Below are 24482 nucleotides of genomic sequence, written 5' to 3'. Positions count from 1 at the left end.
GGGGTCGGCGCTGGAATTCGCACAGAGGTATCCGCTGGTTCAGACGTTCGATGGATTCGGTAGGTATCGTCCCGCGGCGCCGGCCGCAAAATGACTCGAGTAGGGGTTTCGTAAGTGGATAGACGTCGAATGCTGGCGATGTTGGCTGCGGGTACCGCTGTGGCGCTGACCGGTTGTGCGACCGCCGAGGGCGAGACCGTCGAGGCGGGTTCCGCGGGCGAGATCCCTACGCCGCCGCCGGCTCCGACCCCCGTCAAGCCCGTGCTCCCACCCCCGCCGGGCGGCCCGAAGTCGATCATTCCCCCGAAGCCCATCACCGCGCTCCCTGGTCAGGGCCGTTCCATGGCGCTGACCGTGGATGACGGCGCCAGTCCCGAAGTCGTCGGCGCCTACGTGAAATGGGCGAAGGACACCGGCGCCCGCTTCACCTTCTTCGTCACCGGCTACTACGAATCCTGGACCATCCACCGCGACGCACTGCGCCCGCTGGTGGAATCGGGTCAGATCCAACTCGGCAACCACACCTGGGACCACGCCGCCCTCACCAAAATCGGCACCACCGAGGTGGCCGACCAGCTGAGCCGCACGAAAACGTTCCTGCGCAACAACTTCGGCGTCGATGGCACGCCGTACTATCGCCCGCCGTTCGGATATCACAACGCCACCGTCGACAAGGTGGCCGCCGATCTCGGCTACACCGTCCCCACCATGTGGTACGGCTCGCTCTCCGACTCAGGCCTCATCACCGAGGAGTACCTGATCGAATGCGCCCACAAGTATTTCGCCGCCCAGACCATCATCATCGGTCACGCCAATTTCCCCCCGGTGACCCATTGCTACGGCCAGCTGGTCGACATCATCAGGGAACGCAACCTGGCCCTGGTCACGCTGAATGATGTGCTCCAGGTACAGGCCTGACGGAAGAGCCCCGGCGATGTGACTCTCGTCAGGGATCGTTCCGGGGCTTCGCCGTAGGTGCTATCGCAGGTCAGGGGACGATGTTGACCATCTTGCCCGGCACCACGATGATCTTGCGCGGCGCTTGACCTTCGAGCAGGGCGATGACCTTCTCGTCGGCCAGGGCGGCGGCTTCGATCGCCGCCGCATCGGCATCGGCGGGGACCTGGATTCGGCTGCGTACCTTGCCCTTCACCTGGATCGGGTATTCCACCGAGTCGGCGACCAGCAGTGCCGGGTCGGCCGCGGGAAAGGGGCCGTGGGCCAGGGACGCGTTGTGGCCCAGGCGTTCCCACAGTTCCTCGGCGATGTGGGGAGCCAGCGGGGCGAGCATCAGCACCAGGGGTTCCACGGCGGCGCGGGGGGCGCCGGTGGGGTAGTTCTTGGTGAGGTGGTTGGTCAGCTCGATCAGCTTGGCGCCCGCGGTGTTGTCGCGCAGCGCGGCCAGGTCGTCGTCGACGCCGGCGATGGTGCGGTGCACCAGGCGCAGGGTCTCGTCCGAGGGCGCGGCGTCGGTGGCCTTCACCGTGCCGGTTTCCTCGTCGACCACCAGGCGCCACACCCGCTGCAGGAAGCGGTGCGCGCCGACGACGTCCTTGGTCGCCCACGGGCGCGAGGTATCCAGCGGACCCATCGACATCTCGTAGAAGCGGAAAGTATCGGCGCCGTAGAGGTCGCACATCTCGTCGGGCGAGATGGCGTTCTTCAGCGACTTGCCGATCTTGCCGTACTCCTGGGCCACCTCGATCTCGACGCCGTCGGCCCCGGTCCAGAAGAACTTCGCGTCACGCTCGACGACCTCGGCGGCCGGCACGTATGCGCCACGCTCGTCGGTGTACGCGTAACCCTGCACGTAGCCCTGGTTGTACAGGCGGCGGTAGGGCTCGCTGCCCGACACATCGCCCAGGTCGAAGAGCACTTTCTGCCAGAACCGCGCGTAGAGCAGGTGCAGCACCGCGTGCTCCACACCGCCCACGTACAGGTCGACGCCGCCCGGGTCGTTCGGGCCGTGCTCGGCCGTGCGCGGGCCGAGCCAGTACTTCTCGTTCTCCTCGGCGCAGAACGTCTCGGCGTTGGTCGGGTCGGCGTAGCGCAGCTGGTACCACGACGATCCGGCCCAGTTGGGCATGACATTGGTATCGCGGCGGTACTGCTTGGGCCCGTCGCCCAGGTCCAGCTCGACATTCACCCAATCGGTGGCCTTGGCCAGCGGCGGGGACGGCTCGGAGTTCGCGTCGTCGGCGTCGAAGGTGACCGGCGCGAAGTCTTCCATCTCCGGAAGCTCCACGGGCAGCATGGATTCCGGCAGCGCGTGGGCCACCCCGTCGGCGTCGTAGACGATCGGGAACGGCTCGCCCCAGTACCGCTGACGGGCGAACAGCCAGTCGCGCAGCTTGTACTGGACGGTGCCGGTGCCGTGGCCCTCGGCTTCGAGGTGGCCGATCATGGTCGCCTTGGCTTCGTCGACCCGAAGTCCGTTCAGGAAGCCGGAATTTACCAGTTCGCCGTCACCGGAGTAGACGGCTTCGCTCACGTCGCCGCCCGCGATCACCTCGATGATCGGCAGGCCGAGTGCGGTCGCGAAATCCCAGTCGCGCCCGTCGTGGCCCGGCACCGCCATGATGGCGCCGGTGCCGTAGCCGCTCAGCACGTAGTCGGCGATGAAGATCGGCACCTGTGTGCCGTCGGCCGGGTTGGTGGCGTAGGAGCCGAGGAAGACGCCGGTCTTCTCCTTGTTCTCCTGACGTTCCAGATCCGACTTCGCCGCGATCGACTTGCGGTACGCGGCAACGGCTTCCGCGGGGGTGGCGCTGTCGTTGGTCCAGCGGGCGTCGGTGTCGGCGGGCCAGGCTCCGGCGGTCAGCTTGTCGACCAGCTCGTGCTCGGGGGCCAGCACCACATACGTCGCGCCGAACAGGGTGTCGGGTCGGGTGGTGAACACCTCGATGGTCTCGCCATCGGCGTCGAACCGCACCTGTGCGCCACGCGAGCGCCCGATCCAGTTGCGCTGCATGGACTTCACGTTGTCGGGCCAGTCCAGCGTGTCCAGATCGTCGACCAAACGATCGGAGTAGGCGGTAATGCGCATCATCCACTGCCACATGCGCTTACGGAACACGGGGAAGTTCCCGCGCTCACTGCGCCCATCGGTGGTGACCTCTTCGTTCGACAGCACCGTGCCCAGCCCCGGGCACCAGTTGACGATCGAATCGGACTGGTACACAAGGCGATACGAGTCGATCAGCGCGCCGCGCTCGGTGGCCGACATGGTGTTCCAGTCACCGTCGGGAACCGGTCGCGCACCCGTGGCGAACTGCTCTTCCAGCTCCGCGATCGGCCGTGCCCGACCGGCTTCCTGGTCGTACCAGGCGTTGTAGATGCGCAGGAAGATCCACTGCGTCCACCGGTAGTACTCGGGGTCGGTGGTGGCGAACGAACGCCGAGGGTCGTGGCCGAGGCCCAGTCGGTCCAGCTGACGCTGCATCGTGGCGATATTGGCCTCGGTGGTCACCCGCGGGTGCGCGCCGGTCTGCACGGCGTACTGCTCGGCGGGCAGGCCGAAGGCGTCGTAACCGAGCGCGTGCAGCACGTTGCGGCCGCGCATGCGGTGGTAGCGGCCGAACACATCGGTGGCGATATAGCCGAGCGGGTGACCCACGTGCAGGCCCGCGCCCGAGGGGAACGGGAACATGTCCTGGATGAACAGCTTGTCCGGCGGCGTCTCCCCAGCGAGCGGGCCGACCGGGTTGGGCGCGTGGAAGGTGCCGCGCTCGGTCCAGTTCTGCTGCCAGCGGCGTTCGATCCGCCCAGCCAGCTCGGCGTTGTACCGGTGCTGAGGTACGTCAGTCTCGGTTGCACGAGTGTCCTGCACGGTCCTGCCTTCTTGTTCTCGCCGATCCCCGGTAAACATCGTCTAACAGCGTAGAACGTGGCTGCCAGGCGATTTCCCAAGGGCCGAGAACGTGCCGCGCGGTCCCGTTCGGCCACGGAAGGGGCGCACCGGCGGTGTGTGGCCGGTCACCTCGACGGGGAGTCCTTATTTCAGGTCTCCACGGGTGCGCTAGCCTGCATGAATGGTCGTCGTCGCTCTCCTGTTGTTCGCGCTGGCCGCGGTCGCCATCGCGACCGGCGTGCTCGGACTGCTCGGCAAACTGCCCCGCAACCGCTTCCTCGGTGTCACGACGGAAGCCGCGCTGCACAGCGACGACAATTTCCGCCTCGCCAACCGCATCGCCGCCCCCACCTCCGTCGGCGCGGGCGCCCTGCTGTTCGCCGGCGGCCTCGTCGTCCTCGGAGCCGGTGGTTTCGCGGGCCTCGCCGTCGCCGCGCTGGTCGCAGTGATCGCGGTCTTCACCCTCGGCGCGGGCGCCAACGCCGCGGCCCGCACAGTCGAACCCCTGCTGCCTCCCGCTCCGGTAGGCGGCTGCGGCTCCTCCTGCGGCGGCTGCTCCATCCGCGACACCTGCGCCCCCGCGAACTAACCCCCTGGCGGCGGGTCTCGCACTCCGGTACAACAGGAGGCAGGACCTTGATCGGGGGAATCATGAAGGTTGTCGGGGTTGGGCTCGTTCTCGCGTTGATCGGGGCGATCACTACCAGCTATTCGGCGATCACGGGGATCGTCGTGCTCGTGATCGCGGCGGTCATCGTCGTGGTCGGCGGCCTTCTCGCCTTTCGTGATCCCGGCGGGTCGCGGAAATCGAAGCGGTGGTGGGCTGCGGGGACATCTACGACTGGGGTCAGCTGGTTCGGTGACGGTGGCGGACTGCATCACGGCGGCAGTGGAAACAGCGGTAGCGGTGGACATGGCGGGGGCGGCTGTGGGGGTGGCAGCAGTTGCGGAGGCGGCGGCTGTGGGGGTGGCGGCGGCGAGTGATCGCTGATCGTGGCCTCGACAGTGGTTGAGCCACAAGGAGATTGCAAGGACGCGCGGTTACGGTCGCCCCTACATGCCGGTCCAGGTAGGAGGGGTCCATGAGTATCACCGATGTCGTCGCCGCTGTTCTCGGGTTTCTTGTCGCGATGTTCGGCGTGGTGGGAATCGTGACCGTGCCGGTCATGGCCGTGCTGGCGATTGTTCAGCAGGTCTCCGATCCGGCGGGGCGACCGGAAAGGCGCGCGCGGATCGCGGCGAATCGGCAGGCACGGGAGCTGGCGCGGGCTCGGAATCGGCAACGGGGACACAGCTCGGGGGCGAGTAGCAGTTGGAGTTCGGCCGATACGAGCTGGTCCAGCGGCGGAAGTAGTAGTAGCGACAGCGGCAGTAGCAGCTGGTCGGGGAGTTGCGATTCCGGGTCGAGCAGTAGCTGTGGCGGCGGTAGCAGCAGTAGCTGTGGTGGCGGCAGCTGCTGAGTGAATTTCATCGGGGCGGATCAGTAGGCAATTCGGTGTCGTCGGTAGACGGCGACGCTCATCTCGGGGAGGAACCATGGTCTTTGTCTTGGCGTTCATCGTCGCTGTAGTCGGGCTGCTGCTCGGGGGTGGTACGGGAGCAGTCCTGCTGGCGACCACGGTCGTGCTGGTGTTGGTCGGGCTCGTCATGCTCGGTGCCACACCGGAAGCCAGAAACGAACGGGACGCGGCCGCGGCTCGCCGGGCGCATCGGCGTGCGGCGTCGGGGCAGGCGAAGAGTCGGCGAAAGTCGGCGTGGTCGAGTGGAGATGGTCGTGGCGATTCGTCGAGCGGTGACGATTCGTCGACCTGTTAGTCGGCCACAAGGGGATTGCAAGAACGCGCGGTTACGGTCGGTCTCGACATACCGATCCAATCAGGGGGTCCCGTGAACGTCATCGAGGTGATCGCCGCACTGTTCGCGATCGTCGTAGTCGCGGTATCTGTCGTAGTGCTCATCGGAGCGCCGGTGATGATCATCAGGGCGATCATTCGGGCGACCGATACCCCGGCCGACAGGACCAGGCGCGCGCAGCGGGCCGCGAATCTACAGCGGGCGCGTACTCACCCGCGGGCAAGGCGATCGGGCTCGAGTAGTTGGAGTTCTCCTGACAGCAGCTGGTCCAGCGGCAGCGCCTGGTCAGCGAGCACCGACTCCGGGTCGAGCAGCAGCGGCAGCTGCGACTCCGGATCCAGCAGCAGTTGCGGTGGGGGAAGTAGCAGCAGTTGTGGCGGCGGCAGCAGTAGCTGCTGACATCTGAACGGACAATCTTGATGATCTACGGTGCGGGAATTCTGGTAGCTCTGGTCGGGGTGATCGCCACCAGCCATTCGCTGCTGGTCGCCCTCGGCCTGCTCGGCTGCGCGGTGACCCTGCTGATGATCGGTGGCGTGCTGAGTGTTCGGAATTCGCGCCGCTTGCGGTCGAAATACCAACGTGTGCGGATCGATTCCGGCGGCAAGGCCGGTCGACGCGGGATCGACGACGCGGACTCGCTGAACGAGACCTACGGCGGCGGTTTCGGTGGTGGCGGCGGGGACTGAGGACCGGTTGCCGCGCCGGGGCGAGGGGTAGATGTGGCGCGCCATCGGCGCAGGCCGGCTGAAAGCGAATTGCAAGGACCAGCGTTTACGGTCGGCCCAGACATACGCGGTCGCACCATGATTTCGACATTCGCAGGAGGTTTCCGATGGCTGCTACACGTTCTGACCTGAGGGGGAGCAGGGGATACATTGCCGGGGCCCTGGTGCTGCTGGTTGTCGGGCTGATCTCCGCGGCAAACGGGTGGATGTTCACGGCGGCGATCCTGGTCGGCTCGCTGGTGTTCTTCATCGTGGGCGTCACCAGGATCGTGCTGCGGCCGAAGCGGGGTGCAGCCACGGCGCGCAGGTCGGGATGGCTTGCCGCGGGTAGTGCCGGTGCCTGGTTCGCCGGGACCGGTGACGGCGGCGGCGGTGACGGCGGCAGTGGGGGAAGCTGCGGTGGCGGGAGCGGGTGTGGTGGCGGGGGCGGTTGCGGTGGCGGCGGCGGGTGTTGAACCGCGGATGACCGGGACCTGGTGGAGGGTCCAGGTCCCGGTCGTGGTGACCCGGTGCGCACCGGGTCGGGGTTCCGTTGTCGAACTGACTACCGCAGGCCGACGAGGGCGGCGTGGACTGCCCGGCCCGCGACAGGGTCACCGACCGCGATGCGGGCGCTGCCGTCGGGGTAAGCCTTTGCCTTGATTCCGGCCCGGCGCAGGGCGGTGGCTACGCCTGGTCCGGGCAGGTAGAGGAAGTTCGCGTGACTGTGAGGGACATCGATTCCACAGGCCAGCAGAGTCATTCGTAGGAGATCGCGTTCGCCGTTGATGCGGTCGACGCGGTCGCGAAGTTCCTGGCCTGCCGCGTAGGCGGCGCGCACCGCGGCGACGGACGCGGTGGGCGTGCCGAAGGGCAACTGCTGGTGCCGGATTCGCTCGATCAGCTTTCCGCGGCCCACGCAGTAGCCGATCCGCAGCCCGGCCAATCCGTACGCCTTGGAGAAGGTGCGCAGGATCAGCAGATTCGGGTGGCGGTGCAGCAGGGTGCGGATGTCGAGCCGGTCTGTCGGGTCGAGAAATTCGACGTATGCCTCGTCGAGCAGGACCGGCACCCGGCGGGGAATCGCGGCGAGGAAGGATCGGACGGCCGCCGCGTCGAGCACGGTGCCGGTGGGGTTGTGGGGGCGGCACAGTACGACCAGGGCGGTGCGCCGGTTCACCGAGCGGCGCATGGCGGTGAGGTCCTGATTGCCGCGGACGTCGAGGGGGATCGGAACCAGCGTCATCCCGGCCATGTCGGCCATGATCGGGTAACCGTCGAAAGTCGGGGTACTGGTGAGCAGTTCACCGCTGCCGAGCGTCCGCATCACCTGCATCGCGACACCGGTGGCCCCCGCGCCGACCACCACGTCGTCGGGTGAGACGCCGAGGTGATCGGCGATGACCCGCGGCAGCTCTTCCGGAAGGAACTCCGGATATCGGTTGGCGTGGGTCAGTGCGGTATTCACCGCCGAGAGCACGGAAGGCAATGGCGGGAAGGGGTTCTCGCTGAGACCGAGGTCGAACAGTGTCGGTGTCGCAGTGTTGTGGAACCGACGGGAGGGGGTCGTCGGTTCCACCAGCCGCACAGTCATCGCGCGGCGCCCCAGCGAACAGCCGCCGCACCGGCGAAGTCACCCGCGTGCGCGAACGCCGACAGCAACACCACAGACCCGTTACGCAATCGGCCTGCCCGGTTCTCCGCGTCGAGAGTCACGGGAATGCCCGCGGCGAAAAGGTTTCCGCACTGATCGAACGTATCGGGATGACGTTCGGCGGGCAGTTCCAGTGCGTCGTGCCAGTTGCGCAGGAACAGCCGATTGGGCTGATTGGTGACGAAAGTGTCGATATCGCTGCTCTTCACCCCGATCCGCTTGCAGACCTCCAGCGCCACCTCGGGTACCAAGCGATTGCCGCGCGCGAACACCTTGGTGATCTTGGATTCGGAGAAACTCACGCAGCCCTGGCCCTCACCCGGTTCCCAGTACTTGCGCGTGCCGTTCGTGGAAAAGTCCATGTCACCGGCGAATTCGGGATAGGTGCGGGTTTCGATATCGAGAATCGGACCCGAATCGTCCTTGCGCAAAAGGCCGATTCCGCAACCGTCACCCGGCACCGGCGCCTGCGCCAGCTTCCGGATATCGGGCTGGGTGAACACCGGACCCGCGCAATTCTGCGCGGCGACGATCAGCGCGGTCTTGGCGTCGCTGGTCGCCATCATCATCCGGGCCATCGCCATCATCTGGACGAACGCCGCGCACCCGCTGTTGTGCACATCGAGCACCTGCGAGGGTTTCGCCCCGAGCCGGCGCGCCAGTTCGGGCCCGGCGCCGAGCACCGGATTATCGGGCAGTTGGGTGTGGGTGATGATGATGTCGATCTCGGCGGCGAGATCGGCGCCGTGGCGTTCGCGCAGCTGGGCGAAAGCCTGCTCGGCCATGTCGACGGCGGTTTCGTCGCGTCCGATGTGATGGCGACCGGTCGGCGAACGGAACATCACGTTCTTCGCCATCCGCTCCGAACGTGAGAACTGGGTGAAGTAGTCGGTCGGAACGGGGTCGCCGGGCAGATAGCTCGCGACATCGACCAGACTCACCTGCGGCATATTCACTGCATCCACTCCGGCTTGATGGGCAGCCCGTTGGCCGCGCGGTATTCACAAATGGCTTTGAGGTTGTCCAGCTCGAGCTGGTGTCCGGCGGAGAACATCTCCCAGAAATCGCCGACCCAGACCGGGCGTTTCGGCGGAGCTGTTTCGGGATAACCGTTTTCGTCGTAGAAGGGGTGCTTGCAGTTGACCCACGTCACCACCGAACCCGGCTTGTTGAACACCACCTGGGCGTCGACCACCCGCATCAGATAGATCATCCAGAGGTGCTCGGACTGGTCCCACGCGCAGTGATAGTCGACGGTCATCGCGTCGGGATGGGCGACGGTGCGGGTGAAACACTTGGTCGCGTCACCGAGGCGGTCGTAGGCCAGCCACAGGCCGGGTTCGGCGGTCTCGACGAATCCCCGCAGGCTGTAGGTCCATTCCTCGAGCGAGCGAGTGTCGGCGAGGTACTCGTAGACCTCGCGTGGCGGCGCCGCGATGTAGGTCTGCACGGGGCAGTAGTCACCGAAGATCTGGTCGTGTGGATACACCGACCGCAGCATGTCCATGATGATCGGCGTGGTGGTCTCCCGATCGGAGTTCTCGATGCGGATGACGCCGGGCACCACCTCATCGGGGATGTCGGACAGGGCAGGCAGGGCGCTGGTGGTCACGGGGTGCTCCTGGAGGATTCGAGGGCGGACAGGAAGGGCAGAAACGGCGGGACTTCGTCGGGGTCGCAGAGGATTTCGAGAAAGTCGGGTCCGGCGGCGGCGAAGCTGTGGTCGAGTGCGTCGGACAACCGGTGGGGGTCGGAGACGGTGCGGGCCTGCAGCCCGGGGAACATGGCCGCGATGCCCGCTCCCAGATATGACGGTTGAAAACGGTTGAAGCTGTAGCGATCCCGGTAGTAGAGCTGCTCCCGGGTGACGCACATGGCGTGCGCGTTGTTGTTGAACACCACGAAGGTGATGGGCAGGTCGTGTTCGATCGCGGTGTGTATCTCCATGCCGTGCATGAAGAACGAGCCGTCGCCTGCGATGACGACGGTGCGATGCGAGCCGTCGGGTGCGGCGCGGCGGGCGAACGCGGAACCGATACCCGCGCCGAAGGCGTAACCCATTCCGCCCATCCCGAGTGCGACCGTGAACCGTCCGCCCTCGGGTACCCGTAGGTAATGCACCACCGAGGCGCCGGTGTTACCCGCGTCGGCGAAGATATCCGCGCCATCGGGCAGCGCGCGCTGGATCGCCTCGACGACGGTGCGATAGCGCAGCCCGGGGCCCGCCGCTTCGGGGACTGCCATCGGCGTGAGCTCGGCCGCACGCGGGCTCGAAGTCGACCCCGCGCCGATGTCGGCCAGCAGTGTGGTGATGGTCGCCGCGAGATCCGCGCTGGTGGCGTGGGTCGCCGCGAGGTATGGCGCCCGCGCGCCGACGCTGAGTACCGGCAGGTCGGCGAGGGCGGCGTCGAGCCCGGCGCGGGCAGTGACCGGGAGGCGGGTGCCGACGAGCAGACAGGCGCTTGCCGCCGAGAGGGCCTCGACCAGCGCTGCGTGACCCATGCTGCCCGCGACACCGCAGTAACCGGGGCCCGTGTTGGAATACACGTCCTTGGCGTCGGGGGCCAGGCCGATGGCGGCGTCGAGCGTGGCGACCAGTTCGGCGAGTTCGTCGCGGGCATCGTCGCGGGCGACCTGATCACCGGCGATGATCACCACCTTCCCTGTGCGCCGGGCGTCGGCGAGTTCGGTGGCGACGGTGTGCGGGGAAGTCGCTGCCGGGAAGCTCGGCGAGGCTCGATCGAGCGGTGCTCCGGCCGCGGCGGTATCGAACTGCCGCGCGCGGATGTATTCCGGCATCGCCTGCTGCTGAACATCTTTCGGAATCAGCAGCACTGCTGGTCCACCACTTTCCGCGGCCGCGATCGCCGCGGCGAGCTGCTCGGGCAGCTCGCTCGGGTCGGTCACCCGAGCGCAGTACCTGCTGATCGTCGCGAACAGCGCTGCCGCGTCGATGGATTCGGACAGGCCGCTCGAGTCCTGGAACGCACCGAGACCTTCCAGACTGGTCGGTGGCTGTCCGATCAAGGCCAGCACCGGAACGTGGGATGTGAACGATTCGGCTAGTCCGGCAACAAGATTCACCGCGCCACCACCCGAAGTGGCAGCCACGACACCCATTCCGCCGGTGCTGCGCGCATAGCCGTCAGCCATCGTCGCCGCCGAGAACTCGTGTTTGGCGACGATGCCGGCGGGCGAACCGCCCGCGTCGAAGATCGCGTCGTAGAGGTCCTCGATATTGGCGCCGTCGACGCCGAAGATCTGGGTGATTCCCCGGTCGGCTACCGTTCGTACCAGGTAGTCCACCACTCTGTCCGGCATCGGCCCTCCTTCTCCGCGACGAAATGTGACGCCGCTGTGCACCGCGTCTGATGTGGTTACGAGGCGCGCCGAGGGGGAGTTCAGAGGGTGGGTGAAAACCACCCCTTGTGTGTACGTACACATATACGTATAGTGAGTTCATGCCCAACAAGACGATCTACGTAGCCGACGACGATCTCCCCGTGTTCCAGCGGGCTCAGGAGCTGGTCGGCGGAAACCTCTCCAGCACCGTGGTCAGCGCGCTGCGCAGGCTCATCGAGCTGGAAGAAGGACGTGAGGCCGGCTTCGAGGAGGTGGTGCTGCAGGTGGGTCGCGACGGCGTCCGGCAGGTGCGCTTCCAGGGCGTGCTGCTGGGCGAATGGCGCGAAGTCGGCGACAAGCGGGTGCTGCACCAGCAGGTCTTCCGCAGCCGCAAGGGCAAGCTCGTGCTCCACACGCACTCGGCGCTGTGGTCGGAATATCCGACCGGGGATGCCGCGGGCGACATGAAGGACTGGAAATACTGGCGCCGCATGTTCGGCATCGGTGACCGGGCGTGGGACTGGGGCGACTACGACTACGAGATCCTCGACGACCTGAAAGACCTGAAGGATCGCGTGCCCGACAAGCTCTACCGCAAGGTCGAAGACATCACCGCGCACCCGCAGATCGAGGAGCTCGACATCTAGCTTCTCGACCACAACCGCACATCACACCCGAACCGCAGCCCCTGGGGGCTGTGTCGATAACACATGCACATATTCGCAGCAATGAATGCAATCCTGTGGAAAGGGACGATCATGGTCAACTCGGCCATCACCGCACGCGGCCTGCGCAAGGCCTACGGCGACAAAACTGTTCTCGACGGCATCGACATCACCGTCGCCGAGGGCACTGTCTTCTCCCTGCTCGGCCCCAACGGCGCGGGCAAGACCACCACCGTGCAGATCCTCACCACGCTGATCGCGGGCGATGCGGGGGAGTGCACCGTCGGCGGCCACGATGTGGTGACCGACCGAGGCGGGGTGCGTGAGCTGATCGGCGTCACCGGGCAGTTCGCCGCCGTCGACGAGCTGCTGACCGGCCGCGAGAACCTGCACATGATGGGCGACCTGAACCACCTGCCGCGCCGCGAGACCCGCGCGCTGGCAGCGGAACTGCTGCAACGATTCGACCTGGTCGAGGCCGCCGACAAGCCCGCGAGCACCTACTCCGGCGGCATGACCCGCAGGCTCGATCTGGCCATGACGCTGGTCGGCGATCCGCGGGTGATCTTCCTCGACGAACCGACCACCGGCCTCGACCCGCGCAGTCGCCGCTCGATCTGGGAGATCATCCGCGGCCTGGTCGACGATCTCGGCGTCACCGTCTTTCTCACCACCCAGTACCTGGAGGAGGCCGACCAGCTGGCCGATCGCATCGCGGTACTCGACAACGGCCGAATCGTCGCGGAAGGCACCGCGGCAGAACTGAAGCGATTGATTCCGGGCGGCCACATCCGCATCGATTTCACCGATCAGCCCGACCTGATCGCCGCCCAGCGCGCGTTCGGGTCGACGGCGAAGGTGGTCGAGGGCACCGACGGCCTGACCCTCGCCGTACCGAGCGACGGCGGCGTGCGTTCCCTGCGCTCCGTGCTCGATCTGCTCGATGCCGAGAACATCGAAGCGGGCGGCATTTCGGTGCACACCCCCAACCTCGACGACGTCTTCCTCACCCTCACCGGCCGCGCCACCATCGAGCAGGAGTCACTGCGATGACCACACCGACCAAATCCAAGTCCTACGCCTTCGCCGACACGATGACGATGTTGCGACGCAACATGATTCACGTCAAGCGCTACCCCAGCATGACGTTCAGCATCATCATCATGCCGATCGTGCTGATGCTGGTGTTCAAGTACGTCTTCGGTGGGGCGCTCGAGAAGTCCTCGGGCGGTAGCTATATCGACTATCTGGCGCCGGGCATGATGTTGCTCTTGCCCGCCTATCTGACGGTGTCGGTGGCAGTGTCGATCGCCACCGACGCGAGCAAGGGGATCGTGAATCGCTTTCGGGTGATGGCGATTTCGCAGGCGTCGGTGCTCACCGGGCACGTGCTGGGCGCGCTCGTCCAGGCGATGGCGGGTGTTGTCGCGATGACCGCCGTGGCGATGCTGGTCGGCTTCCGGCCGAACGCGAACGTCGCCGAGTGGCTCGCCGCACTCGGGCTGCTCGCGCTGGTGACGTTCGCCTTCACCTGGCTCGCCATCGCGCTCGGCCTGCTCTCGCCCACTCCCGAAAGTGCCAGCAACGCACCGTTTCCCATCGTGCTGCTGCCCTTCCTCGGCAGCGGCCTCGTGGCCACCGACACGATGCCGGTCGGAATGCGCCAATTCGCCGAGTACCAGCCCTTCACTCCCATCACCGAGACGCTGCGCGGACTGCTGATGGGCACCGAGGTCGGCGCCAACGGCTGGATCTCGCTGGTCTGGTGCGCGGTGATCGCGGGCGGCGGCTTCCTCTGGTCGAAGTCGATCTTCGCCAAGCAGTCGAAGTAGCCTGTGGCACACACGGTCCGGCCTCCTGATGAAGGCCGGACCGTTCGCGCGTTCAGACCTGGGCGACCAAGATGGTCCGGCCGGAATCGACGGAGGTGATCTCCACCTTGCTGATCGAATCCGGCGGGGCGTCGATGGTGCGATCCACCGTCAGTTCGGTGCCGGGGCCCGCGGGCCACTGGTCGAGTTCGTACCGCTGCTCACCCGCGGTCACCACCAGCCCGTAGGTGCGGGTGTAGCCGGAGCCGTAAGCGCTCGGCGCGTAGCGGCAGGTCATCACCAGGCGCGTACGGTCGCCGTCGCGGACCAGCTTCACCTGCGCGCTCACCGGTGTCTGCTCCACCGCCTGCATCTGCTGTTCGGCGACGATCTGTTCGGACGGCGTCTCCGAGCGCGCCACGGTGACCGTCACCGGAATCGCGATCGCCACCGCCGCCGCGGCGGCCGCCACCGCACTCCCGACACTCACCCAGCGCCGCCGCCGCCTGTGCCGTTCGGCCGCCGCGGCCAGCGACGGAATCAGGTCGGGAACCTGCGGCGCGTCCGGCTCCGGCGACGCGATCATCGACAGCGCGGTATCGCGGTCCACCAGTCCGAGCATGCCCGGCATCCCGGACAGCTCGGCGACCGCCTGCTGGCAGTGCGCGCAGTCGAGTAGGTGTGTCTCGTATTCGCGCCGCTCGGCGGCGCCCAGCGAACCGAGGACATAGGCAGCGTCCCAGGTGCTGTACTCGTCGGCGAGGTCGGTCATCGGTTCGTCACCCCCATCTCCTGTAACGCCAGCCGCATGGCGCGCATGCCGTAGTGCAGGCGCGATTTCACCGTTCCCGGTGGGATACCCAATTCGTCGGCGATCTGGGCCATGCCGAGGCCGCGATAGTAGGCCCGCACGATCACCTCGCGATGATCCGGGCTCAATGTGCTCAGCGCGTCGGCGACCAGCCAGCCGTCGAGCGCGCGATCGGACTGGTCGGGGCTCACCTGCTCGGGCGGGGTGTCGGTGCCGAACTCGCGACGGTGCCTGGCGCTGCGGTGCTCGTCGACCGCGAGGTTACGAGCCACGGTGAACAACCATGCGCGCGGCGAGGTTTCGGTCTGTTCCAGCACGGTGGGGCGTTGCCAGGCGCGCAGCAGCGTCTCCTGCACGATGTCCTCGGCCCGGCCCGGATCGCGCACCAGCCCGAGGGTGAAACGCCACAGGGCGGGTGCGTGCTCGGCGTAGAGCGCCCGCATCAATTCGTCGCGACCATCGTTCATCGGCGGCCCTGGTCACTGCTCGTCGTAATTCATGTGTCACTCCTGCTCGTCGAAGGAGTAACGGTGTCAGTTGCGCTCGAGTTCAATCGGGTGCGTCGCCAGCAGCGCCAGCGGCAACGGCTGACGCCGCAATACCGCGGCCCACAGATCGTGGCGGTCGGTGGCGATCGGGTCCGACGGCAGCGCCGAGACCACGATCCAGTCGTTGTTGTCGAGTTCGCCGTCGAGCTGGCCCATCGACCAGCCCGCGTATCCGGCGAAGACCCGGATCTGCTCGATGAGCGGGCCGATCTCGGCGGGATCGGCGTCCAGATCGACCAGCACCACGCGGCCGTCGACCCGGCGCAGCCCGCGGATATCGGAGATGTCGACGCCCGTGCGCAGCACCGCCAGGCACAGCGCCGCATCGCGTTTGACCGGCCCACCGATGTAGAGGTCGGTCGGGCTGGCGGCCAGCTCGGCCCAGGCGGGCAGCACATCGACGACCGGGGTCTCGCTCGGCCGGTTCAGCACCACGCCGAGGCTGCCCGCGTCGTTGTGCTCGATCACATACACGACGGTACGCCGGAAAGTAGGTTCCACCAGGTCTGTCGCGGACACCAGCAGGTTGCCCGCGCGGACGTTCACCGCGGGCTGACCGCGCCGCCGATCGTCACCGTGTCCGTCGCGAGTCCGCCGCTCGTCCGGGTCGTCTCCGCCTGCCACCGAGTCATCATCGCATTTTCGGCGCCGGTGCGCGCTTCCCGCGGACCGGATCGAAATCGGAAATCCTCGCGCGTGGGCCGCTGCGATCGCCCGGTAGGGTCGCGCTATGCCTTTGCCCGAAGTCCTGCTCGACGACAACGACGCCGTGTACGACTACTACCTGCGCCATCAGCAGAACAGGTGGAAGGCGCTGGCCTCGTATGCGGTGCTGGCCCGGCGGTTCCGGCCGCGCGTGGTGTTCGCCGAGGGTGCGAAGCAGCAGTTGAAGGCCCTGGTTCGCAGTGGGCGGCCGGTGATCTACGCGATCAACCACCTGTCGACCAGCGACCCGTACACGGTCGCGGCCACGGCATGGCGGTCACCGTTGCGCTCGAAGATCGGGCGGGTGCGGGTGCTGGCCAAGGACGAGCTCTTTCTCGATCCCGAGCAGCGCCGCAAGGTGGACATGATGGGCGGGATCCCGGTGTTCCGCGGCAAGGATCACGGGATCCGGGCGGTCAATGCCGCCGGTCAGCGAATGATGGATGTGTGCGCGCAGCGGTTGGCCGCCGGTGATCACCTCGCGATCTTCCCCGAGGGCACCTGCAATGAGGTAGATCACACCAAGGTGCAGGCGGTCGGCAGTGGGATCGGGCACATCGCGTTCCGCGCGGCCAAACTGGGCGCCGCGCCCGCCCTGATCGCCATCGGGATGAACTACGGCGACCGCGACGCGACCGCCGAAACCACCGCTGCCGACGTGGTGTCCGGGGTCGCCTACTTCCGCGCGCCGATCCTCGAGGTGCCGCAGCGGCCCGCCGACATCGCCAGGCTCGTCAAAGAAGAGCTGCAACTGGCTGTCGACGGGGCCGTCGCGCACTACTGAGGTAGGCCGAACAGCTCTCTGGCCCGCTGCGGGACGTAGGCGATGTAGTCGGGATGGGTGTTGATGAAGTGCAGCACCACCGGGCACATCGGCAGCACGCTGAAGCCTTGGTCGCGGCTGGCGTCGAGTGCGGACTCGACCAGGATGTTCGCCAGGCCCCGGCCTTCGAATCGGGGGTAGATCTCGGTGTGGACGAGCGCGCGTTCGTCGCCGGTGTCCTGGTATTCGATGTAGCCGGCGGGTTGACCGTCGGCGGTGAGTTCGAACCGCTCTAGCGCGGTGTTGTTGCGGACCTCGGTCGCCATAGGTCGACGCTACCGTGTTGTTCGGCGTCGGCCCTTGTCGATCGGTGGTCCCAGGAGGTTCGGTAGTGCGGTTACGGCGGACTCAGGGCGTTGAGGATGGCTGGAACTGCGGGGATGCGGGTTTTGGTCTCAGGGCGGAAGATGTCGGGATGACTCGTGGACCGCTTGTTGTGCTTGCACCGGACAAGTTCAAGGGTTCGCTTTCGGCACCGGAGGTTGCCGAGGCGTTGGGACGGGGGATTGCTCGGCGGGCGCCGGGGGCGCGGGTGCGCTGTGTGCCGGTGGCCGACGGCGGCGACGGGATGGTCGACGCCTTCGTGGCGTCGGGGTGGAAGCGAGTGGAGCTGGCCGCGCCCGGGCCGACGGGGGAGCCTTCGACGGCGGTGTACGCGGTGCGCGGAGACGTCGCGGTGGTGGAGTTGGCGGCGGCCGTCGGGCTGGTGAAGTTGCCCGGTGGGCGGCTCGACCCGCTCCGGGCCGACACGTTCGGGTTGGGGGTGGCCATCGCGCACGCGCTCGACGCGGGGGCTCGGGAGATCGTGCTCGGGCTCGGCGGGAGCGCTTCGACCGACGGCGGGGCCGGGCTGTTGCGGGCGCTCGGGTTGCGGTTGCTCGATCGGGAGGGGCGGGAATTGACGGGGGTCGCGGATGTGGCCGCGATGCTCGCGCAGGTGGCCTCGGTGGATCGAGCCGGGTTGCATCCGGCGGTCTCGACGGCGCTGTTCACGCTCGCCTGCGATGTAGACAATCCGTTGCTCGGACCGGCCGGCGCCGTCGCGGTGTACTCGCCACAGAAGGGCGCCAACCCGCGGCAGATGGTGAAACTCGAAGCGGGGCTTACCAATTGGGCGGCGGTGCTGGGCACGGGGTACGCCGAGATCGGTGGGGCGGGGGCGGCGGGTGGTACCGGGTTCGGGGTGCTCGCGGTGCTGGGGGCGCAGGTGCGCAGTGGCATCGATGTGCTGCTCGAGCTGCTGGAATTCACGGACTTGGTCGACGGGGCCACGCTGGTCGTCACCGGTGAGGGCTCGCTGGATCACCAGAGCATGCACGGTAAGGCGCCGGTCGGGGTCGCGGCGGCGGCCAAGAAGGCGGGGGTGCCGGTGGTCGCCGCGGTGGGTCGAACCCTGTTGTCGCCCGGTGAGATTCGAGCCGCGGGGTTCGCCGCTTGCTATCCGCTCAGCGACCTGGAGCCCGATCCGGCGCGTTCGATCATGGCCGCGGCGCGCCTGCTCGAACGGATCGGCGAGCGAATCGCCACGGAGCACTTGAAATGACAGCGCAGGTGCGCGAAGCACGGTGAAGCGCGGGTAGTTACAGCGCGATCGGGGAGGGCGAAGACGCCGGGGCGGTGGGTCGGGTAGCGGCGGCCAGCACCGCACGGTGCTCGTCGCCCCAGGTTTCGAGCGGTGCCAGGGCGAGGCGCAGGGTCTCGCCGAGCGGGGTGAGCGAGTACTCCACGCGCGGGGGGATCTCGGGGAAGATCTCGCGGTGCACCACGCCGGAGCTCTCCAGATGACGCAGGTTCTCGGCGAGCACCTTCTCGCTCACGCCGTCGAGCAGCCGCCGGATCTCGCCGAATCGCTGCGGCCCGGCGCCGAGCGCCCACATCAGGTGCAGCTTCCATTTACCGCCGACGACGTCGATGGCCAGGCTCATGCCACATACATCGTGATCTGCGTCACTGCTCATTTCCGGCGCACCCTTCTGACCGTATTTCGAACCTTTAGGTAAGCAACCACACCCGAACGTTCGGTCTTCCCGAACGATACCCGCGCGAACACCATGGAAAGCGGCGCCGAACCAACCCGTAGCGAGAATCGAAGGGCCACACAATGTCCGAGCAGACCACCTCCCGTTCCGTTTCCGTTCTCGGCCTCGGCCCGATGGGCCAGGCCATGGTCAAGGCCTTCCTCGAAGCAGGTGTCGAGGTGACGGTATGGAATCGCAGCACCGCCAAGGTCGACGCGCTGGTGGCGCTCGGCGCCAAGCGCGCCGGCACCGTGGCCGAGGCGCTGGCGGCCAATAAGGTCTCCGTGCTCAGCCTCACCCACTACGACGCCATGTACGACGTGCTCGGTCAGGCCGTCGATCAGCTGCCCGGCAAGGTCATCGCCAACCTGTCCTCCGATTCACCGGCCAAAGCGAGGGCAGGCGCCACCTGGGTTCGTGAGCGCGGCGCCGAATTCCTCTCCGGCGGCGTGATGTCGGCGGGCGACAATATCGTCCATCCCGCGTCCTACATCTTCTACAGCGGCCCGAAGGCGGTCTTCGACGCGCACGCCGAACTGCTGCGCCCGCTCAGCCCGCAGGAATACCTCGGCGCCGACGACGGCTTGGCCCAGATCTTCTACCAGGCGCTGTTGACGATTTTCCATCCGTGGCTGCTCGCCTTCGACCAGGCGACGGCCATGATCGCGAAGTCCGGCCACGACATCGCCGCGTTCGTGCCGTTCGCGGTCCGCTCCAGCGAGGCCTTTCCGTTCTTCATGGAGGAGTTCTCGGTGGCGAACCAGAACGGCGGCTGGGCCGATCTGGCGAGCTTGAAGATGATGGACGCGGGCGCTCAGCACATCATCGACGCCAGCGAGGAAGTCGGCGTCGACTCGGGGTTCTCGCACCTCGCGCAGTCGTACTGGCGCAAGGCCGTCGCCGCGAGCGAGGCAACGGGTAAGCCGGTGTCGACCTACGAGTTGTTCCGTGGCGAGGCCTCCTGATGCCGGCTTCGGGTCGAGAAGCCGTCACCGTCGTCGGCCTCGGCCCGATGGGACAGCAGATCGTGCGCACCTACCTCGCCGCCGGATTCGCGGTGACGGTCTGGAATCGAACGGCCGGCAAGGCCGACGGGCTCGGTGCTCGGCGTGCCGACTCGGTCACCGAAGCGGTAGCGGCGGCAGAGCTCATCGTGCTCAGCCTGACCCACTACGACGCGATGGACGACATTCTCGAGTCCGTCGACCTGACCGGCAAGGTAGTGGTCAACCTGTCCTCGGATTCACCCCAGCGGACCAGGCGCGGAGCGGCTTTCGTCCGTGCTCGTGGCGGCGAGTTTCTCGCCGGCGGGGTGATGGCGCAGCCACCGGAACTGGCGGGACCTGATGCCTACATCTTCTACAGCGGGCCGGCGGAAGTGTTCGAGGCGCGACGAGAATTGTTGCGCCCGCTGGCCGCAGCGGAGTACTTGGGCGTGGACGACGGCTTGGCCCAGGTCTACTACCAGGCGATGCTCGCCCTGTTCCTGCCGCTGCTCCTCGGCTACGAGCAAGCGCTGGCGATCATCGATCGATCCGGTTCCGAGATCGACCGGTTCGTGCCCTACGCACAGCGTTCGCTGGGCAGCGTCGGCGAGCTGTATGCCGCGTGGGCGGGAACGGCGCGTGACGGCGGGCTGGACGAGCCGGCCTACCTGCGGATGATGGCAGCCGGTGCGCGACATGTGATGGCGACCGGTGTGGAGGCGGGCGTGGACGGCCTACTCGCCGAAGCGGTTTCGTCATATTGGGAGCGGTCGCTCGGCGCGTCCGAGTCGACGTTCCAGGTGATGCGCGGCGTTCACGCGGTCTCGGCGCCCGATCCCAGTCTCGGGAACGGCTCGGTGGAGAACACCACCTCCACCGCTACCTCGAAATAGGCCGCGAGCCGCAGGGCCAGGTGCAGGCTGGGGCTGTATTCGCCGCGTTCGAGGTAGCCGACGGTCTGGTAGTGCACGCCGAGCGCTTCGGCCAGGTCCCGCCGCGAGATGCCGCGCTCGGCACGCAGCATCGCGATGCGGTTGTAGATGACCTCAGAAGGCACGCTGCATCGCTTTCTCGCGGCGGACGGCCACGCTGGATCCGGATTCATGGCGGGCCGCTCGCCGCAGCACGATCGGTGCGAGCAACAACCCGACGATCGACCATACGCCGAGCACCGCGGCGGTCTCGAGGTGCCGCCACGACCCGTCGATCTCGATGGCCGCCGCCTCGGCGGGCAGGAGTGCCGAGCGCATGCCGAGGCCGAGCCAATACATCGGGAAGAGCTGGGCCAGGCTCTGTATCCAGCCGGGGAGGGCGGTGATCGGGTACCAGATGCCGGAGATGGCGATGAGTCCCATCAGCGGCAAAGTCAGCAGGAAGATGTCGCGGGCGCCGACGATCAACCCGCCCAGGATGGCGCCGATCGGCAGGGTGGCCAGCAGGCCGAGCACGAGCACCCACGTCAGCGTGATCGCGGCGCCGCCGGGCGTCGACAGTCCGCCGACGATCACGGCGCCGATGGTCAGCACCACCACCAGCTGTACGAGTACCGCGCCCGCGGTGGTACCGATCTTGCCGATGAAGTAGCCGAGGATGCCGTTCGGAATCGTCCTGGCGCGCAACAGCGTTCCGTCCTCCCGGTCGAGAGCGAGGACTTCGGCGATGCCGTACAGGCCGTTGAACGCGATGATGCTGCCGAGCAGGCCGGGCACCGCGAGTTCGCCGAGTGACAGCCCGGTGTCCTGGTAGGTCCGGTCGCGCAGGAAGAAGATCGCGATCAGAAACAGTGTGGGAGTGAGGAACTGGGCCATCAGGCTCGTCCCGTTGGTGTACAGCTGCCGCAGCTCGATCCACATCGCCGCCAGGCCGCCCCTGACCGCTACCAGCGTGGGATTCATCGTGTGACCTCCTGCAGTGAACGAACGGGTTCGGCGGCCGTGTCGGATTCGAAACGGCGGACCAGTGCCATGTAGGTGTCCTCCAGCGACGCGCGCTGTACCTCGAGGTCCTCGATCAGTTCGCCGTGCTGTTTGAACAGTTCGTGGACGTATTTCGTCGACTCGGTCGTCGTGTGGACGAAGCGTTGGCCCTCGCGGGTCCAGCGCACCTCGGCCTCGCCCGCGGTGGCGGCGCTGAGCTCCTCCGGGGAGCCGTCGGCGATGATCCGACCACCGGCCAGGATCAGGATCCGATCGGCCAGCCTCGCGGCTTCGTCCAGGTCGTGGGTGGTGAGCAGGACGGTGGTCTCGTCCAGATCGGCCAGACGATGGACCAGGTCGTGGAAGTCGCGCCGGGCGGCGGGGTCGAAGCCCGCGGTCGGTTCGTCCATGAACAGCAGTTCCGGTCGGCCGACGATGCCGATCGCCACGTCGAGTCTGCGTCGCTGTCCCCCGGACAGGGTGGCGATCTTCGCGTCGCGCTGTTCGGTGAGTCCGACCAGCGCGATGAGTTCATCGGTGTCCCACGGTCGGGTGATCCGTGCCGTGGAATACGGGCTGTAGTACCCACCGAGGTGGCCGAGCAGCTCGCGCACGCGCCATTTCGCGTGGTCACGCCAGGATTGGAGCACGACGCCGATACGGGCGCGCCATAGTTCGTCACCATGTTCGGGATCGGCCCCCAGCACTTCGACCCGGCCGGCCGACCTCCTGCGGAACCCCTCGAGGATCTCGATCGTGGTGGTTTTGCCCGCGCCGTTGGGCCCGAGCATGACGAGCACTTCCCCGCGCTTCGCTTGAAAAGTCACATCGTGCAGGACGTCTGTCTCGTCGTATCGCATCCGTAGTTGCGCGACATCGAGAACGTCGTTGTTGTTCGAAGTCATGAGTCCTCCCAGTCATCGACCTTCGATGAGTTGTAGCATACGTACTACATTCCATCGCGGCAATGCTTCGCCCGAAGAGGGAGATGGGAAAACTGTGAGCACTGCTCTTGACTTTAGGCCGCGCAGAGCGCATGCTCGTACTTAACAGAGAGCAGTGCTCACAGTTTCAGGAGTGATCAACATGGACAACGCGACGCGCCACCTTCCCCCGACCGGCATCGATCCGATCATCAACAAGATCGCCAACCTGCTGCCCAAGCTGGGGATCAGCATCATGGGTTCGCGGCTGCTGGCCGTGCGCGGACGCAAGAGCGGCGAATGGCGCACCACCATGGTCAACGTGATGACGGCCGCCGACGGCGAGCGTTACCTGGTCGCGCCGCGTGGGCACGTGCAGTGGGTGCGCAATCTGCGCGTGGCGGGCGACGGCGAACTGCGCCTCGGTCGCAAGACCGAACAGTTCACCGCCACCGAGGTCGCCGACGCCGACAAGGTGCCGCTGCTTCGGCTGTACCTGGAGAAGTGGGGCTGGGAGGTCGGCAAGTTCTTCGAGGGTCTCACCGAGGACGCGACAGACGAACAACTCGTCGCCATCGCCCCCGGATTCCCGGTATTCCGCCTCGCGTGATCGCGCCGAGGCGGACCGGCCTATGGCTTGCTCAAGAACTCGATGGCCGCGGCGTAGCCGTGGATGCCCAGCCCGGCGATCACCGCGGTGGCGATCGGGGAGACGAACGAGTGGTGCCGGAATTCCTCGCGGGCATGCACATTGCTGATGTGCACCTCGACGATCGGCACCTCGGGAATCACCAGGGCGTCGCGCAGCGCGACCGAGGTGTGGGTGAGGCCGCCGGGGTTGATGACGATGGCCGACACCTCGCCGCGGGCCTGCTGGATCCGATCGATCAGCGCGCCTTCGTGATTGGACTGGAAGGCGATGACCTTGCGGTCGAACCGGGCGGCGGTGTGTTCGCAGAGCGCGACGACGTCGTCGAGGGTGTCGGCGCCGTAGATCTCGGGCTGGCGGGTTCCGAGCATGTTCAGGTTCGGTCCGTTGACGACGAGGATCGGACCGGTGGCCTGCACGGAATCTCCCATGCAGGCCACTCTATTAGAGCGCTGGCGCGCTCGAGGCGGGTCCTTTCGGGCCCCGCCGAAGATCACAAGCCGGTCGGGCCCTCCGAGCGCAGGTCGTCGACCTTGCGCATGGCTTCGCGGAGTTCGGCGAGCCAGGTTTCGGCGTGTTTGCCCGCGAGTTTGACCGTCCAGGCCAAGGCGTCGGCGCGGGAGCGGGCTACGCCCGCGTCGATGAGGGTGTCGAGGACCTGGCGTTCGGGCTGGCGTAGGCGGGTCATCACGGGCACGGCCAGGTGGGTGAACAGGATTCGTTCACCGTCTACTCGCACGCCCCAGGCGACGCTGCGACCGTAACGGCGCTGGGCCTCGTCGGCGATCTGCATGCGGGCCGGGCGGGTCGACTCGCGGAAGCGGGCCAGTGCGCCTTCTTTGGTGGCTGTCGAGGTACTCGCGTCGCCGGGGACGGGCAGTTCGCCGACCACGACGATCTCGTCGCGGTCGATCTCGATGTCCACCGGACCGGTGAACCAGTCGGCGGGCAACCGTCCGGCGAACCAGTCGGGGGCGTCGGCGGGATCGGGAAGGTCGGCTTGCTGCCAACCGCCGGGGCGGCCGAATCCGCGCTCGCGTCGATCGTTTCGCATGGAAATCACCTGCTGTCTCTGTTGTGCGTGTTGCGTTGATTACAAGATTACGCCGATATCAGCGCGCTGAATTCCGCTCTGCGTGAACCGGTGCGTACCGACTCGGTAAAGCCGATGCCGCGCGGTTGGGCGAACACGGGCTTGGGTACCCTCGCGTTGAATCGCC

The 24482-nt window shown here is 67.0% G+C and carries 30 protein-coding genes; 13 read left to right on the top strand and 17 right to left on the bottom strand.

Going from position 1 to position 24482, the window contains the following annotated elements:
• Positions 1-129 precede the first annotated feature (129 nt).
• Positions 130-918 (top strand): polysaccharide deacetylase family protein, encoded by a 789-nt coding sequence (locus tag QX204_RS31395; protein ID WP_301908172.1) that lies wholly within the window; start codon positions 130-132, stop codon positions 916-918.
• 70 nt (positions 919-988) lie between these two features.
• Here QX204_RS31395 and leuS read toward each other — a convergent pair whose 3' ends face one another.
• Positions 989-3829 carry a leucine--tRNA ligase gene (leuS, locus tag QX204_RS31390; RefSeq protein WP_301904074.1) on the bottom strand — a complete coding sequence of 947 codons (2841 nt, stop codon included), beginning with the start codon at positions 3827-3829 and terminating at the stop codon, positions 989-991.
• Positions 3830-4031: 202 nt separating this feature from the next.
• On the opposite strand from leuS, the gene QX204_RS31385 reads away from it, so the two are divergent.
• Positions 4032-4439, top strand: coding sequence for an SdpI family protein (locus QX204_RS31385; protein ID WP_301904073.1), 408 nt, complete (start codon positions 4032-4034; stop codon positions 4437-4439).
• 597 nt (positions 4440-5036) lie between these two features.
• Here QX204_RS31385 and QX204_RS31380 read toward each other — a convergent pair.
• Positions 5037-5321 carry a hypothetical protein gene (locus tag QX204_RS31380; protein WP_301904072.1) on the bottom strand — a complete coding sequence of 95 codons (285 nt, stop codon included), beginning with the start codon at positions 5319-5321 and terminating at the stop codon, positions 5037-5039.
• Between the two features lie 65 nt (positions 5322-5386).
• Between QX204_RS31380 and QX204_RS31375 the strand changes: the two genes are divergently transcribed.
• Positions 5387-5665: a hypothetical protein gene (locus QX204_RS31375; protein WP_301904071.1), complete on the top strand. Its 279-nt coding sequence runs from the start codon at positions 5387-5389 to the stop codon at positions 5663-5665.
• A 248-nt stretch (positions 5666-5913) separates the two neighbouring features.
• On the opposite strand, the gene QX204_RS31370 is transcribed toward QX204_RS31375, so the two are convergent.
• A complete protein-coding gene (locus QX204_RS31370; RefSeq protein WP_301904070.1) occupies positions 5914-6180 on the bottom strand; it encodes a hypothetical protein in 267 nt (88 codons plus the stop codon).
• Between QX204_RS31370 and QX204_RS31365 the strand changes: the two genes are divergently transcribed.
• Positions 6163-6393 (top strand): hypothetical protein, encoded by a 231-nt coding sequence (locus QX204_RS31365; protein WP_301904069.1) that lies wholly within the window; start codon positions 6163-6165, stop codon positions 6391-6393. The genes QX204_RS31370 and QX204_RS31365 overlap by 18 nt on opposite strands.
• Positions 6394-6596: 203 nt before the next feature.
• A complete protein-coding gene (locus tag QX204_RS31360; RefSeq protein ID WP_301904068.1) occupies positions 6597-6887 on the top strand; it encodes a hypothetical protein in 291 nt (96 codons plus the stop codon).
• An 89-nt stretch (positions 6888-6976) separates the two neighbouring features.
• On the opposite strand, the gene QX204_RS31355 is transcribed toward QX204_RS31360, so the two are convergent.
• From QX204_RS31355 to QX204_RS31340, 4 genes are read right to left on the bottom strand one after another with little or no spacing between them, the layout of a single operon-like run.
• Positions 6977-7990: an aminotransferase class I/II-fold pyridoxal phosphate-dependent enzyme gene (locus tag QX204_RS31355; protein ID WP_301904067.1), complete on the bottom strand. Its 1014-nt coding sequence runs from the start codon at positions 7988-7990 to the stop codon at positions 6977-6979.
• Positions 7991-8001: 11 nt separating this feature from the next.
• Positions 8002-9015: a 3-oxoacyl-ACP synthase III family protein gene (locus QX204_RS31350; RefSeq protein ID WP_301908171.1), complete on the bottom strand. Its 1014-nt coding sequence runs from the start codon at positions 9013-9015 to the stop codon at positions 8002-8004.
• A 2-nt stretch (positions 9016-9017) separates the two neighbouring features.
• Positions 9018-9677, bottom strand: a complete 660-nt coding sequence (locus QX204_RS31345; protein ID WP_301904065.1) for an SRPBCC family protein — start codon at positions 9675-9677, stop codon at positions 9018-9020.
• Positions 9674-11386: a thiamine pyrophosphate-binding protein gene (locus tag QX204_RS31340; protein WP_301904063.1), complete on the bottom strand. Its 1713-nt coding sequence runs from the start codon at positions 11384-11386 to the stop codon at positions 9674-9676. Before QX204_RS31340 ends, QX204_RS31345 begins: the two co-directional genes overlap by 4 nt.
• 140 nt (positions 11387-11526) lie before the next feature.
• Here QX204_RS31340 and QX204_RS31335 point away from each other — a divergent pair, with 140 nt between their 5' ends.
• The 3 genes from QX204_RS31335 to QX204_RS31325 all read left to right on the top strand — a co-directional run bounded on the left by QX204_RS31335 (position 11527) and on the right by QX204_RS31325 (position 13904).
• The gene (locus QX204_RS31335) at positions 11527-12054 is read left to right on the top strand and encodes an EXLDI protein (protein ID WP_301904062.1); all 528 of its coding nucleotides are present in this window, start codon (positions 11527-11529) and stop codon (positions 12052-12054) included.
• Positions 12055-12135: 81 nt separating this feature from the next.
• Entirely contained in the window at positions 12136-13125 is a 990-nt protein-coding gene (locus tag QX204_RS31330; protein ID WP_301904061.1) for an efflux ABC transporter ATPase subunit, DrrA-related, read from the top strand.
• Positions 13122-13904 carry an ABC transporter permease gene (locus QX204_RS31325; RefSeq protein ID WP_301904060.1) on the top strand — a complete coding sequence of 261 codons (783 nt, stop codon included), beginning with the start codon at positions 13122-13124 and terminating at the stop codon, positions 13902-13904. The genes QX204_RS31330 and QX204_RS31325 overlap by 4 nt, the downstream gene beginning before the upstream one ends.
• 52 nt (positions 13905-13956) lie before the next feature.
• On the opposite strand, the gene QX204_RS31320 is transcribed toward QX204_RS31325, so the two are convergent.
• From QX204_RS31320 to QX204_RS31310, 3 genes are all read right to left on the bottom strand, one after another.
• Positions 13957-14655: a zf-HC2 domain-containing protein gene (locus QX204_RS31320; protein WP_301904059.1), complete on the bottom strand. Its 699-nt coding sequence runs from the start codon at positions 14653-14655 to the stop codon at positions 13957-13959.
• A complete protein-coding gene (locus tag QX204_RS31315) occupies positions 14652-15161 on the bottom strand; it encodes a sigma-70 family RNA polymerase sigma factor (protein ID WP_056823775.1) in 510 nt (169 codons plus the stop codon). The genes QX204_RS31320 and QX204_RS31315 overlap by 4 nt, the downstream gene beginning before the upstream one ends.
• 66 nt (positions 15162-15227) lie before the next feature.
• Positions 15228-15788: a YqgE/AlgH family protein gene (locus tag QX204_RS31310; RefSeq protein ID WP_301908170.1), complete on the bottom strand. Its 561-nt coding sequence runs from the start codon at positions 15786-15788 to the stop codon at positions 15228-15230.
• Positions 15789-15972: 184 nt separating this feature from the next.
• Here QX204_RS31310 and QX204_RS31305 point away from each other — a divergent pair, with 184 nt between their 5' ends.
• On the top strand, positions 15973-16731 hold the full coding sequence (locus QX204_RS31305) for a lysophospholipid acyltransferase family protein (protein WP_301904058.1): 759 nt from the start codon (positions 15973-15975) through the stop codon (positions 16729-16731).
• Here QX204_RS31305 and QX204_RS31300 read toward each other — a convergent pair.
• Positions 16725-17036 (bottom strand): GNAT family N-acetyltransferase, encoded by a 312-nt coding sequence (locus tag QX204_RS31300; RefSeq protein WP_056823762.1) that lies wholly within the window; start codon positions 17034-17036, stop codon positions 16725-16727. The two genes, QX204_RS31305 and QX204_RS31300, sit on opposite strands and share 7 nt — an antisense overlap.
• A 149-nt stretch (positions 17037-17185) precedes the next feature.
• Between QX204_RS31300 and QX204_RS31295 the strand changes: the two genes are divergently transcribed.
• The gene (locus QX204_RS31295) at positions 17186-18313 is read left to right on the top strand and encodes a glycerate kinase (protein ID WP_301904057.1); all 1128 of its coding nucleotides are present in this window, start codon (positions 17186-17188) and stop codon (positions 18311-18313) included.
• 37 nt (positions 18314-18350) lie between these two features.
• Here QX204_RS31295 and QX204_RS31290 read toward each other — a convergent pair whose 3' ends face one another.
• The gene (locus QX204_RS31290; RefSeq protein ID WP_301904056.1) at positions 18351-18728 is read right to left on the bottom strand and encodes a winged helix-turn-helix transcriptional regulator; all 378 of its coding nucleotides are present in this window, start codon (positions 18726-18728) and stop codon (positions 18351-18353) included.
• 143 nt (positions 18729-18871) lie between these two features.
• On the opposite strand from QX204_RS31290, the gene QX204_RS31285 reads away from it, so the two are divergent.
• Both QX204_RS31285 and QX204_RS31280 read left to right on the top strand, forming a co-directional pair.
• On the top strand, positions 18872-19753 hold the full coding sequence (locus tag QX204_RS31285) for an NAD(P)-dependent oxidoreductase (RefSeq protein WP_301904055.1): 882 nt from the start codon (positions 18872-18874) through the stop codon (positions 19751-19753).
• A complete protein-coding gene (locus tag QX204_RS31280) occupies positions 19753-20667 on the top strand; it encodes an NAD(P)-dependent oxidoreductase (protein ID WP_301904054.1) in 915 nt (304 codons plus the stop codon). Before QX204_RS31285 ends, QX204_RS31280 begins: the two co-directional genes overlap by 1 nt.
• Here the strand turns inward: QX204_RS31280 and QX204_RS31275 are convergent.
• Genes QX204_RS31275 through QX204_RS31265 form a run of 3 tightly spaced genes read right to left on the bottom strand, consistent with a single transcriptional unit; the run spans position 20589 to position 22595 of the window.
• The gene (locus QX204_RS31275) at positions 20589-20831 is read right to left on the bottom strand and encodes a helix-turn-helix transcriptional regulator (RefSeq protein WP_056823747.1); all 243 of its coding nucleotides are present in this window, start codon (positions 20829-20831) and stop codon (positions 20589-20591) included. The genes QX204_RS31280 and QX204_RS31275 overlap by 79 nt on opposite strands.
• A complete protein-coding gene (locus QX204_RS31270; RefSeq protein WP_301904052.1) occupies positions 20821-21669 on the bottom strand; it encodes an ABC transporter permease in 849 nt (282 codons plus the stop codon). Before QX204_RS31270 ends, QX204_RS31275 begins: the two co-directional genes overlap by 11 nt.
• Positions 21666-22595, bottom strand: coding sequence for an ABC transporter ATP-binding protein (locus QX204_RS31265; protein ID WP_301904051.1), 930 nt, complete (start codon positions 22593-22595; stop codon positions 21666-21668). Before QX204_RS31265 ends, QX204_RS31270 begins: the two co-directional genes overlap by 4 nt.
• Before the next feature lie 181 nt (positions 22596-22776).
• Between QX204_RS31265 and QX204_RS31260 the strand changes: the two genes are divergently transcribed.
• Entirely contained in the window at positions 22777-23223 is a 447-nt protein-coding gene (locus QX204_RS31260; RefSeq protein WP_301904050.1) for a nitroreductase family deazaflavin-dependent oxidoreductase, read from the top strand.
• Positions 23224-23243: 20 nt separating this feature from the next.
• On the opposite strand, the gene aroQ is transcribed toward QX204_RS31260, so the two are convergent.
• Together aroQ and QX204_RS31250 are read right to left on the bottom strand one after the other, a co-directional pair.
• Entirely contained in the window at positions 23244-23693 is a 450-nt protein-coding gene (gene aroQ / locus QX204_RS31255; protein WP_301904048.1) for a type II 3-dehydroquinate dehydratase, read from the bottom strand.
• A gap of 62 nt (positions 23694-23755) precedes the next feature.
• The gene (locus QX204_RS31250; RefSeq protein ID WP_194829453.1) at positions 23756-24316 is read right to left on the bottom strand and encodes an ATP-binding transcription factor AbmR; all 561 of its coding nucleotides are present in this window, start codon (positions 24314-24316) and stop codon (positions 23756-23758) included.
• Between the last annotated feature and the right edge of the window lie 166 nt (positions 24317-24482).

Origin of the sequence: Nocardia sp. PE-7 (assembly GCF_030486425.1) — a bacterium.
GTDB classification, from domain to species: Bacteria; Actinomycetota; Actinomycetes; order Mycobacteriales; family Mycobacteriaceae; genus Nocardia; species Nocardia salmonicida_A.
The sequence above is the reverse complement of the archived record's forward strand: the minus strand, read 5'-3'. Positions and strand labels throughout refer to the sequence as shown.